Below are 11,785 nucleotides of genomic sequence, written 5' to 3'. Positions count from 1 at the left end.
GTTCCCACGCTCTGCGTGGGAATGCAGCCCGTGACGCTCCGCGCCACTGGACGCAGAGCGTCCCTTGAGGCATTCCCACGCAGAGCGTGGGAACGATCACACATCACAACAAATGTCCCTCTGAGATAACACCCTTGAGCATTCAACCGAGTACTTATTCACCTGGCATCGCGGTGCCAGCCGACAAGCGTGTGTTCGGCGGTCGCGATCTTTTTTCCCTGTGGTTCTCTCTCGGCATCGGCCTGATGGTCTTGCAGACCGGTGCGTTGCTCGCGCCAGGCCTGGGTCTGTCCGGCTCTTTGCTGGCTATTTTCCTCGGCACGCTGGTCGGCGTCCTGTTGCTGGCCGCCGTCGGCGTGATCGGCAGCGATACCGGCCTGTCGTCGATGGCCGCGCTCAAGCTTAGCCTGGGCAATCGGGGCGCGAGCCTGCCAGCCGTACTGAACCTGCTGCAGCTGATTGGTTGGGGCTCGTTCGAGATCATCGTCATGCGCGATGCCGCCAGCCTGTTGGGCGCAAAGGCCTTCAGCGATGGCAGTGCGCTGTCCAATCCAGTGCTGTGGACGCTGTTTTTCGGCGCGCTTGCGACCCTGTTGGCCGTCAGCGGCCCCTTGACCTTCGTGCGCCAGATCCTGCGCAAATGGGGCATCTGGCTGCTGCTGGCAGCGTGCATCTGGCTGACCTGGAACCTGTTCGCCAAGGCCGACCTGGCCGCCTTGTGGGCCCAGGCCGGCGACGGTTCGATGCCGTTTGCCGTAGGTTTTGACATTGCCATCGCGATGCCGCTGTCGTGGCTGCCGCTGATCGCCGACTACTCGCGTTTCGGCAAGCGGGCGAAAAACGTTTTCGGTGGTACCGCAATCGGCTTCTTTATCGGTAACTTCTGGCTGATGAGCCTGGGCGTGGCCTACACCCTGGCGTTCGCGCCGAGCGGTGAAGTCAATGCCTTGCTGTTGGCATTGGCGGGCGCGGGCCTGGGTATTCCACTGTTGCTGATTCTGCTGGACGAATCGGAAAACGCCTTCGCCGACATTCACTCGGCAGCCGTTTCCAGCGGGATTCTATTGCGCCTGAAAGTCGAGCACCTGGCCTTGGCCATTGGCGTGATCTGCACCCTGATCGCCTTGCTGGCACCACTGGCCCAGTACCAGAACTTCCTGCTGTTGATCGGCTCGGTGTTCGCGCCGCTGTTCGGCGTGGTGCTGGTGGATCACTTCATCCTGCGCAAGCGCAGTGGCCAGGTTGCCTCAGCTGCATTGCGCTGGCCGGCGCTGCTCGCCTGGTTGGGCGGGGTCAGCACCTATCACCTGCTGGCTAATCTGTATCCGGATATTGGCGCAACCCTGCCGGCGTTGATCCTCGCAGGGCTGCTGCAGTTGGTGCTGGGTCGGGCCTTCAGTTACGGCCAGGAAACAGCTCGGGCTTGATGATGCCGTTCAGGCGAGGGTAGGGGATCTTCAATTCGACATGGCCCAGCGCGTAAGGCGCGATGCTGCTGGTTTCGTACTTGAGGATCACCCCGCCATAGGTCAGCGCCACGTTCTGGGTTTTCTGGAACGGCCAGCTCTTGACGAACTCCGGTTCCTGATCGAGCTTGGTGCTGATCAACCAGCTGTTGTGCGCCACCTGCGCCGCTTTCCAGAACGCCTCTTCCTGCCCTGGCACCAGCATGTCCGAAAGCGTCAGCACTTTCTGCTGTTGGCGCGAGTAGTTGATGAAACCTCGTCCCGGTGTGCCATGGGCGCCGCCGGTGTCCAGGTAACTGGACAATTCGATGATCACCAGTCCGTCATGCTGTTCACGTACCTTGGCCTGCAAATAGCTGCTGTTGCGCGGGCCGGCGGTGCGCAAAAATTGTTCGCGATAGGCCGCCAGTGTCGGCGCCACCGGGGCGTCGGGCGAGGTGCGGGTCATTTGCAGCAGGCGTTTTTCGATGATGCCGTCAAGCGCAGGCTCGGCGGGAAAGTGCAGGGTGTCGATGTTCACCAGCGGGCAGTCCTGGTCCGAACAGCCTGGCTTGAGCTGCTCGGTGGCGTCGCGGGTGGTTTCCAGCGGCGCGCGATAATTGGGCTGGAACAGGCTCTGGCAAGCGCCAAGGGTCAGGGCGAGAGCGGCCACGGAGGCAATTTTAAAAAGTGACATGGGTGTCCTTGATAAAACAGGGAAAGGCAAAAAGTTACCCGCTTCGACTATCAACGGAGCAGTCAGTTCGCCACTAAGCTAATTAGAGTGGGTTTCGTACTCACCGTCTATCTCGATGAAGGTAAAGGGGCTGCATCAAACCTCACGGGCGCGTTAGGATGGCGCGAAGTCGAGGTTCCGGGAATGAACCTCGTATCGGTTTGAAGTAAGAGGATAGTCATGACTGATTTTGCCAAAGCCATTCCGACCGCCGTGGATATCGTTCGGCGTGAAAAGTGCTTCGAGGGTTTCTACAAGCTCGATCGCGTGCACTTGCGCCACGAATTGTTCGCCGGCGGCATGAGTCGCGAGATCAGCCGTGAACTGTTCGTGCGCCACGATGCGGTGTGCATGCTGCCCTATGACCCGAAGCGCGACGAAGTGGTACTGATCGAGCAGTTTCGCGTCGGCGCCATGGGCAAGACTGACAATCCATGGCTGATCGAACTGGTCGCTGGTCTGATCGACAAGGATGAGCAACCGGAAGAAGTTGCTCACCGCGAAGCGCAGGAGGAAGCTGGGCTTGTGATTGGGGCACTGTGGCCGATGACCCGATATTTTCCATCGCCGGGCGGCAGCAACGAATTCGTGCATTTGTACCTCGGACGTTGCGATAGTAGTGGGGTAGGCGGCCTGCATGGGCTGGAGGAAGAGGCTGAAGATATCCGCGTCACGGTGTGGGCGTTTGAAGATGCCCTGCAAGCCGTACGCGACGGACGTATTGCCAACGCGCCCAGCATCATTGCCTTGCAATGGCTGGCACTGAACCGCGTTGAAGTGAGGGGGCTATGGTCGTAAACAAGTTGCGCGATCGCTATCGGGTGGACCTCGTGGGGCTGCAGGCGTCCTGTGAGGCGAACTACGCGCGCCTTATGCGACTGTTGCCGGACATGCGCAGCGAGCCAGCGGCGCGGCGGATTGCCGTGACCCATGGCGACCAGATGCTGGGCGTGCTGGCGCTGGAAGTGCTGCAGGTTTGTCCCTACACCACGACCCTGCAGGTGCGGCAGGAACACAGCCTGCCGTGGCTGCCGGTGCCGCAACTGGAAGTGCAGGTCTATCACGACGCGTGCATGGCCGAAGTGGTCAGCGCCGAACATGCACGGCGCTTTCGCGGCATCTATCCTTACCCGAACGCCTCGATGCACCAGCCCGACGAAAAGGCCCAGCTAAACATGTTTCTGGGCGAGTGGCTGAGCCATTGCCTGGCACTGGGGCATGAGTACGAAGTCGTCCGTTAGTTGTGAACCGCGTCAGGTTCACAGGTTTCCCCTTTCGATCGTCTCCCAGCATAATCACGTCTCTCACCCAATCCGTGTTCACGCCCTGGGAGAACACCTTGCCGAGCGTATCCTCATTGACCAGCGCCGATCCGGCATTCCTGGTGCAACTCTCCGACAGTCATCTGTTTGGCGAGGTGCACGGCACGCTGTTGGGCATGAATACCCGCGACAGTCTGCAAAAAGTCATTGAATTGGTGCGAGTGCAGCAGTCGCAGATCGATCTGCTCCTGGCCACGGGCGATCTGTCCCAGGACGGTACTCTTGCGTCATACCAGCAGTTTCGTGAATTGACCCGGCAGCTCGACGCGCCGGCCCGTTGGATTCCCGGCAACCACGACGAGCCGCAAATCATGGCCGAGGCCGCGGTGCAAAGTGCTTTGCTGGACTCGGTGGTGGATATCGGCAACTGGCGGGTCACACTGCTCGACTCGGCAGTGCCCGGCTCGGTGCCGGGGTATTTGCAGGACGAACAGTTACAACTGCTGGCTCGTTCATTGAGCGAAGCACCGGAGCGGCACCATCTGGTGTGCTTGCACCACCACCCCGTATCGATCGGCTGTGCGTGGATGGAGCCCATCGGGCTGCGTAATCCTGAAGCTTTTTTTGAGGTTCTGGATCGCTTTCCACAGGTGCGCGCCGTGCTGTGGGGGCATGTGCATCAGGAAATCGATCAATTGCGTAACAACGTGCGTCTGATTGCCTCGCCATCGACCTGCATTCAGTTCGAACCGGGCAGTGAGGATTTCAAGGTCGGAGAGCAGGCTCCGGGGTATCGCTGGTTACGGCTGTTGCCGGATGGGCGGCTTGAAACGGGTGTGGAACGTGTGACCGGCTTCGACTTCCAGGTCGATTACGGCTCCGACGGTTACTGACACGCCCACCGTCACTGTAGGAGCGAGCACGCTCGCGAAAAACGCGATGACGACACTGGAAAACAGGTCACCAGCGTTATCGTTGGCGACCATCTCGAGCATGCTCGCTCCTACAGGGGGCATCCAACATCTGCGACACCCTGTAAACTCCGCCTTCCTTACCCGACCCACAGGGAGTCTTCATGTCCGGCTCGATCCTTTATATCCATGGCTTCAACAGCGCGCCGGCGTCGAAAAAGGCCACTCAGTTGAGTGACGTGATGGAGCGCCTGGGCTTGAGCGACCATCTGCGTGTGCCGGCCCTGCATCACCATCCCCGCGAGGCCATTGGCCAGCTGGAGCAGGCGATTGAAGCGCTCGGACGACCGCTGCTGGTCGGAAGCTCACTCGGCGGCTACTATGCGACTCACCTGGCCGAGCGCCATGGCTTGAAAGCCCTGTTGATCAACCCTGCCGTCAGCCCGCATCGGATGTTCGACGGGTTCCTGGGTACACAGAAAAACCTGTATACCGAACAGACTTGGGAAATGACCCACGACCACGTGACGGCCCTCGCCGAGCTGGAAGTGCCGGCACCCCAAGACCCACAGCGCTATCAGGTATGGTTGCAGACCGGTGACGAAACGCTGGACTATCGCCTTGCCCAGCAGTATTACCGGGCTTGTGCCTTACGCATCCAGGCGGGTGGCGACCATGGTTTCCAGGGTTTCGCCGAGCGGCTTCCGGCAATGCTGAGTTTTGCCGGCATTGGCGCAGATTTGTACCAGGCGATTGATTTCACCGCGCTGTGAAACCTTGCCCCTATTTTCAATGAAAGACTGACGACGAGACCCCATGGCCACTCCCAGCGCTAGCTCTTATAACGCCGACGCCATCGAAGTCCTCTCGGGCCTCGACCCGGTGCGTAAACGCCCCGGCATGTACACCGATACCAGTCGGCCGAACCACCTCGCCCAGGAAGTCATCGACAACAGTGTCGACGAAGCCTTGGCCGGGCATGCCAAATCGGTGCAGGTCATCCTCCACGCCGATCACTCGCTGGAAGTCAGCGATGACGGCCGTGGCATGCCAGTGGATATCCATCCCGAAGAAGGCGTTTCGGGCGTCGAACTGATCCTCACCAAGCTTCATGCGGGCGGCAAGTTCTCCAACAAGAACTACCAGTTCTCCGGCGGTCTGCACGGGGTGGGTATTTCGGTGGTCAACGCCTTGTCGACCGAAGTCCGGGTGCGTGTAAAACGTGACGGCAACGAATACCAGATGACCTTCGCCGACGGTTACAAGAAAACCGAGCTGGAAATCGTCGGTACGGTTGGCAAGCGCAACACCGGGACCAGCGTGTTCTTCGCCCCGGACCCGAAATACTTCGATTCTCCGAAATTCTCCATCAGCCGCCTCAAGCACGTGCTCAAGGCCAAGGCCGTCCTGTGCCCGGGGTTGCTGGTCAGTTTTGAAGACAAGGCCAGCGGCGAGAAAGTCGAATGGCATTACGAAGATGGCCTGCGTTCCTACCTGGTCGATGCCGTCAGCGAATTCGAGCGTCTGCCGGACGAGCCGTTCTGCGGCAGCCTGGCCGGTAACAAGGAAGCCGTGGACTGGGCGCTGCTGTGGCTGCCGGAAGGTGGCGACGCAGTGCAGGAAAGCTACGTCAACCTGATCCCGACCGCCCAGGGCGGTACTCACGTCAACGGCCTGCGCCAAGGCTTGCTCGACGCCATGCGCGAGTTCTGCGAGTTCCGCAGCCTGTTGCCACGCGGTGTGAAGCTGGCGCCGGAAGACGTCTGGGAGCGCATCGCTTTTGTGCTGTCGATGAAGATGCAGGAGCCGCAATTCTCCGGGCAGACCAAGGAACGTCTGTCGTCCCGGGAAGCGGCGGCGTTCGTCTCTGGCGTGGTCAAGGACGCCTTCAGCCTGTGGCTCAACGCCCACCCGGAAACCGGTCTGGCGCTGGCAGAACTGGCGATCAGCAACGCCGGTCGTCGCCTGAAGGCCAGCAAAAAGGTCGAGCGCAAGCGCATCACCCAGGGGCCGGCATTGCCGGGCAAGCTCGCCGATTGCGCCGGGCAGGACCCGATGCGTTCCGAGTTGTTCCTGGTGGAAGGTGATTCCGCCGGCGGTTCGGCCAAGCAGGCGCGGGACAAAGAGTTCCAGGCGATCCTGCCGTTGCGCGGCAAGATCCTCAACACCTGGGAAGTCGACGGCAGCGAAGTGCTGGCCAGCCAGGAAGTGCACAACATTGCCGTGGCCATTGGCGTCGATCCGGGCGCCGCGGACATGAGCCAGCTGCGCTACGGCAAGATCTGCATCCTCGCTGACGCCGACTCCGACGGGCTGCACATTGCAACGCTGCTCTGTGCATTGTTCGTCCAGCATTTCCGCCCATTGGTGGACGCTGGTCACGTCTACGTCGCCATGCCGCCGCTGTACCGTATCGACCTGGGCAAAGAGATCTACTACGCCTTGGATGAAGCCGAGCGCGACGGGATTCTCGATCGCCTGGTGGCCGAGAAGAAACGCGGCAAGCCGCAGGTCACTCGATTCAAAGGCCTGGGTGAGATGAACCCACCGCAGTTGCGCGAAACCACCATGGACCCCAATACCCGGCGTCTGGTGCAGCTGACCCTCGGTGAGGATTTCGCCGCGACTTCGGAAATGATGGACATGCTGCTGGCGAAAAAGCGCGCCGGTGACCGCAAGAACTGGCTGGAGTCCAAGGGCAACCTGGCGGAGGTGCTGGGCTGATGCGGCTGGGCTTTGCCCTGGCGTGTGCGTTGCTGCTGACCTCGATGACGGTGTCTGCCAAGCCGACACCGCAGTTGCGCCTGTTGTCCGAACATGCCGTGGACGGCATGCGCGGTGGCAACCTGTCCGGGCTGGCCCAGTGCGGCAACGAGCTGTGGACAGTCTCCGACCGCGACGACGATCAGATCTACCGCCTGGAGACTGGCGAGGGTGCCTGGCACGCGGAAGCGGTGGGCATCGGTGTCCCGCCCGTACCCGACAGCGGCTTGCCCTGGGGTTTGCGTTCGCGGGCCTGGGTGTCGTCGTTCGTGCGTGGCGGTGACTTGGATTTCGAAGGGATCACCTGCGACAGCGCCGGAAATCGCTACGTGGTCAGTGAGTCCCATGCGGCGGTGCTGCAAATTCCGCCAACCGGACCGACCTCCTGGCTGAAGATTTCGCCGATCATGGTTCGCGAGGCCCGGGCCAGTGGGCTGTTGCTGCGTTTCAATGCATTGTTCGAAGGCCTGGCGATCAATCCGCAAGGTGACCAGTTGTGGTTGGCTGCCGAGCGCGAGAGTCGCGGGTTGCTACTGATCAAGCGCAAGCAAACCGTGTGGGACTGCGACGGCGGTTGTGTGCTGTTGAGTGAAGGGGGAAAGGAAATGCAACCTGCACAATTTCCCAGCGCCAGAGCGATGCCCCGGGATTTTGCCGATTTGTCATGGTTCGACGGCAAGTTGTTTACCCTCGAGCGCAACGCGTACGAGATTTGTCGTCGTGATGCGGTGACTGCCAAGGTCGAACGCTGCTGGTCCTTTGCCGATGAGGCATTGCAGGAAAATCGTCGTTATCCCCAGGGCTTTGCACTGACCGAAGCGTTGATCGTGGACGCCGAGGGTGCCTGGATCGGTGTCGATAACAACAACGGTGCCCGCGCCGATGGCGAGGTACGTCCGATCGTCTGGCGCTTCGCTGCACCTGAAGGTGGCTGGAGTGCCAAGCCATGAGCCAGCAAACGCCGGGCAAACGTGCCGGTCGCGTCTTGATGGTCTTGGCCTGGTGCGCCGCGTTGTTCCTGGCGACGCGTTTTTTCGGCCAGTGGGAAGAGCGTCAGCAAAACCCGAATGTGGTAGTGAGCTCGGAGCTCGGCGATGGTTTCGTCGAAGTGAAACTGATCGGCAACGGCCAGGGACATTTCGTTGCCAGCGGCCATATCAATGGTCAGCCGGTGAATTTCATGCTCGATACCGGGGCGACCGATGTGGCGATCCCGGCACAATTGGCGCAGCGGCTGAAACTGGAACAAGGCTTCGGGGTGACCCTGAGCACCGCCAATGGTCGCACCGAGGGTTATCGAACCCGCGTCGACCGGCTGCAACTGGGCGACATTGTGTTGCGTGATGTGCGCGCCATCGTCGTGCCAGGCCTGGATGGCGATCAAGTGCTGCTCGGTATGAGCGCGCTGAACAAACTTGAATTTACCCAGCGCGGTGGCACCATGCTGCTGCGCCAGACAACGAACCGATGAGGCCCGCATGAGCGACTCCCTTGATCTCAGCCTGGACGGTGTAGAACGCCGATCACTGGCTGACTTCACCGAAAATGCCTACCTCAACTACTCCATGTACGTGATCATGGACCGTGCCTTGCCGCATATCGGCGACGGCCTGAAACCGGTACAGCGGCGTATCGTCTACGCCATGAGTGAGCTGGGGCTGGACGCCGATTCCAAGCACAAGAAATCGGCGCGTACCGTCGGTGACGTGCTCGGTAAGTTCCACCCCCATGGCGACTCGGCCTGCTACGAAGCCATGGTCCTGATGGCCCAGCCATTCAGCTACCGCTACACGCTGGTGGATGGCCAGGGTAACTGGGGTGCGCCGGACGATCCCAAGTCCTTCGCCGCCATGCGATACACCGAAGCGCGGCTGTCGCGCTACTCCGAAGTGCTGCTCAGCGAGCTGGGCCAGGGCACGGCGGACTGGGGGCCGAACTTCGACGGCACACTCGACGAGCCTCTGGTGTTGCCGGCGCGTTTGCCGAACATCCTGCTGAACGGCACCACCGGTATCGCCGTGGGCATGGCCACCGATGTGCCGCCGCACAACCTGCGCGAAGTCGCCAGCGCCTGCGTGCGTTTGCTCGATGAGCCCAAGGCCACGGTCGAACAGCTCTGCGAGCACATCCAGGGTCCGGATTATCCGACTGAAGCAGAAATCATCACGCCGCGCGCCGACCTGCTGAAAATCTATGAAACAGGTCGTGGTTCGGTGCGCATGCGCGCCGTTTATCATATCGAAGACGGCGACATCATCGTTACCGCGCTGCCGCATCAGGTCTCAGGTGCAAAGGTGCTGGAACAGATCGCGGCGATGATGCAGGCAAAACCATCGAAAGCCCCGCAAATCGCCGATTTGCGCGACGAGTCGGACCACGAGAATCCGTGCCGCATCGTGATCATTCCGGGCGCCCGGAAAAATTTCGACCACGATGCCTTGATGCAGCACCTGTTCGCCAGCACCGAGCTGGAGTCGAGCTACCGGGTCAACATCAACATCATCGGACTGGACGGCAAGCCGCAGTTGAAAAACCTGCGGGCGCTGCTGGTCGAGTGGTTGGCGTTCCGGGTCCAGACCGTGCGTCGTCGCCTGCAGTTCCGCCTGGACAAGGTCGAGCGTCGCTTGCACCTGTTGGACGGTTTGTTGATCGCCTACCTCAACCTGGATGAAGTGATCCATATCATCCGCACCGAGGAGCAGCCAAAAGCCGCGCTGATCGAACGATACGCCCTGAGTGAAATCCAGGCTGACTACATCCTCGACACCCGCCTGCGTCAGTTGGCGCGACTGGAAGAGATGAAGTTGCGTGCCGAGCAGGATGAACTGCTCAAGGAACAAGCCAAGCTGCAAGCGCTGCTGAGTAGCGAAGCCAAGTTGAAAAAGCTGGTACGCACCGAGCTGATCAAGGACGCCGAGACCTATGGTGACGACCGTCGCTCGCCAATCGTCGAGCGTGCTGAAGCCAAGGCGCTGACCGAGCACGATCTGCTGCCGAACGAAAAAGTTACCGTCGTGCTCTCGGAAAAAGGCTGGGTTCGCTCCGCCAAGGGCCATGACATCGACGCCACCGGTCTTTCCTACAAGGCCGGGGATGGTTTCAAGGCCTTGGCGGCGGGGCGTTCCAACCAGTTTGCGGTGTTTATCGATTCCACCGGTCGCAGCTATTCGGTGGCCGCGCACACCTTGCCGTCGGCCCGTGGCCAGGGCGAACCGCTGACCGGCCGTCTGACGCCGCCGCCAGGGGCGAACTTTGAATGCGTGCTGATGCCCGAAGATGATGCGCTGTACGTCATTGCCTCGGACGCCGGTTACGGTTTCGTCGTAAAAGGTGAAGACCTGCAGGCCAAGAACAAGGCGGGCAAGGCATTGCTGAGCCTTCCAAACAACGCCAAGGTGATTCTGCCGCGTGCGGTGGCCGATCGTGAGCACAACTGGCTGGCCTCGGTGACCACCGAAGGTCGCTTGCTGATCTTCAAGATCAGCGATCTGCCACAATTAGGTAAGGGCAAAGGCAACAAGATCATCGGGATTTCCGGTGAGCGCGTAGCCAGCCGCGAAGAATATGTCACGGACATCGCCGTTGTGCCGGATGGCGCTACGTTGGTGCTTCAGGCAGGTAAACGTACATTGTCACTGAAAGCGGACGACCTGGAGCACTACAAAGGTGAACGTGGCCGCCGTGGTAACAAATTGCCACGTGGCTTCCAGAGGGTAGATGCGCTGCTCGTCGAAAACCTCAATTAAGCGTCCTAGAGCGCCTGATCTGCGATTTAACGCGTAGATCGGCGCTTTGGCGCTGGAGTCGGAACGCATATTCACGGATGATATGGCCTTTCAAGCGCCGGCGTGGCCGAGCGTTCTTCACATTTATTGAGTATTTTCACTGTGATTAGCCTTGTGGCAATCACCTGGATGGGACGATGACTGCTCTGCGCCTTCCTTTTATTTTGATGCTCGCCGGCGTATTTGGCCTGGCGGGTTGCAGCGTTCACCAGCCGGTGTCGCTGTACCAACTGGACAGTGGAAGTCCGGTCCAGCCTGCGCAAAGCGCGGGCATGGCGGTTTTGTTGGGCCCGGTAACCGTGGCGGACTACCTGCAGCGCGAAACCCTGCTGCAGCGTCAGCCCGATGGCAGCCTGCAAGCCTCGACCGATGGCCGCTGGGCTGGCAGCCTGTCTTCCGACATCGATCAACTGCTGCTGCGTCAGGTGGCCGGTCACCTGGACAGCCAGCGCGTAGTGCTGTCGCCTGCGACAACGGGGTTCACACCGGATGTCCAGGTCCTGTTGACCATCACGCGTCTGGATTCGGGTGAAAAGCAGCCGGCTATCCTCGATGCGCAATGGCGTTTGATCGACCGTCGTGGCCAGGTGCGCGATAATCGCATCATCCATCTGCAGGAACAGCACACCGGCAGCACGGCGGCTCAGGTTCAAGCGCAGGGTGCGTTGCTGCAGAAGCTCGCTGAACAGCTGTCGGTCGCGCTCAAGCCGCTGGCCAACCAGCCACCGATTGCCGAAGCGCCACGCAAACCGGCAGCCAAGCCCGCAGCGCCGGCGGCGGAGCAGGAAAAACAGCCGAAGATCCCGATGGCTGCTCCGATCCGTACGGATATGGAAGTGTTTCGCTTCTAGGCTCGGACCGGTACAACACAAAGCCCGCCTCG

11 protein-coding genes are annotated in these 11,785 nt (G+C 60.7%); 10 read left to right on the top strand and 1 reads right to left on the bottom strand.

Features of this window, described 5'->3' with window-relative positions:
- Positions 1-134 precede the first annotated feature (134 nt).
- Entirely contained in the window at positions 135-1,427 is a 1,293-nt protein-coding gene (gene cytX, locus AC1Q8Q_RS21110; RefSeq protein ID WP_042955490.1) for a putative hydroxymethylpyrimidine transporter CytX, read from the top strand.
- On the opposite strand, the gene AC1Q8Q_RS21105 is transcribed toward cytX, so the two are convergent.
- Positions 1,396-2,142, bottom strand: a complete 747-nt coding sequence (locus AC1Q8Q_RS21105; protein WP_008063538.1) for an RsiV family protein — start codon at positions 2,140-2,142, stop codon at positions 1,396-1,398. The two genes, cytX and AC1Q8Q_RS21105, sit on opposite strands and share 32 nt — an antisense overlap.
- Positions 2,143-2,361: 219 nt before the next feature.
- Between AC1Q8Q_RS21105 and AC1Q8Q_RS21100 the strand changes: the two genes are divergently transcribed.
- The 9 genes from AC1Q8Q_RS21100 (at position 2,362) to AC1Q8Q_RS21060 (ending at position 11,753) form a co-directional block, all read left to right on the top strand.
- Complete coding sequence (locus tag AC1Q8Q_RS21100; protein ID WP_020798570.1) at positions 2,362-2,979, top strand: NUDIX domain-containing protein; 618 nt, start codon at positions 2,362-2,364, stop codon at positions 2,977-2,979.
- Positions 2,970-3,422: a DUF1249 domain-containing protein gene (locus AC1Q8Q_RS21095; protein ID WP_008063540.1), complete on the top strand. Its 453-nt coding sequence runs from the start codon at positions 2,970-2,972 to the stop codon at positions 3,420-3,422. The genes AC1Q8Q_RS21100 and AC1Q8Q_RS21095 overlap by 10 nt, the downstream gene beginning before the upstream one ends.
- Positions 3,423-3,520: 98 nt before the next feature.
- On the top strand, positions 3,521-4,336 hold the full coding sequence (cpdA, locus tag AC1Q8Q_RS21090) for a 3',5'-cyclic-AMP phosphodiesterase (RefSeq protein ID WP_168757127.1): 816 nt from the start codon (positions 3,521-3,523) through the stop codon (positions 4,334-4,336).
- Positions 4,337-4,518: 182 nt separating this feature from the next.
- Positions 4,519-5,127, top strand: a complete 609-nt coding sequence (locus AC1Q8Q_RS21085; RefSeq protein ID WP_020798567.1) for a YqiA/YcfP family alpha/beta fold hydrolase — start codon at positions 4,519-4,521, stop codon at positions 5,125-5,127.
- Positions 5,128-5,170: 43 nt separating this feature from the next.
- Positions 5,171-7,078 (top strand): DNA topoisomerase IV subunit B, encoded by a 1,908-nt coding sequence (gene parE / locus AC1Q8Q_RS21080; RefSeq protein WP_020798566.1) that lies wholly within the window; start codon positions 5,171-5,173, stop codon positions 7,076-7,078.
- The gene (locus AC1Q8Q_RS21075) at positions 7,078-8,067 is read left to right on the top strand and encodes an esterase-like activity of phytase family protein (protein ID WP_020798565.1); all 990 of its coding nucleotides are present in this window, start codon (positions 7,078-7,080) and stop codon (positions 8,065-8,067) included. Before parE ends, AC1Q8Q_RS21075 begins: the two co-directional genes overlap by 1 nt.
- The gene (locus AC1Q8Q_RS21070) at positions 8,064-8,588 is read left to right on the top strand and encodes a retropepsin-like aspartic protease family protein (protein ID WP_020798564.1); all 525 of its coding nucleotides are present in this window, start codon (positions 8,064-8,066) and stop codon (positions 8,586-8,588) included. Before AC1Q8Q_RS21075 ends, AC1Q8Q_RS21070 begins: the two co-directional genes overlap by 4 nt.
- A 7-nt stretch (positions 8,589-8,595) precedes the next feature.
- Positions 8,596-10,863 carry a DNA topoisomerase IV subunit A gene (gene parC, locus AC1Q8Q_RS21065; RefSeq protein WP_179056864.1) on the top strand — a complete coding sequence of 756 codons (2,268 nt, stop codon included), beginning with the start codon at positions 8,596-8,598 and terminating at the stop codon, positions 10,861-10,863.
- A gap of 176 nt (positions 10,864-11,039) precedes the next feature.
- Positions 11,040-11,753 carry a PqiC family protein gene (locus tag AC1Q8Q_RS21060; RefSeq protein WP_020798562.1) on the top strand — a complete coding sequence of 238 codons (714 nt, stop codon included), beginning with the start codon at positions 11,040-11,042 and terminating at the stop codon, positions 11,751-11,753.
- Positions 11,754-11,785: the final 32 nt, after the last annotated feature.

Source organism: Pseudomonas sp. GW823-FHT06B06 (genome assembly GCF_058795195.1).
Note: the sequence above shows the minus strand (reverse complement) of the source record. Positions and strands in the feature narration are given on the sequence as shown.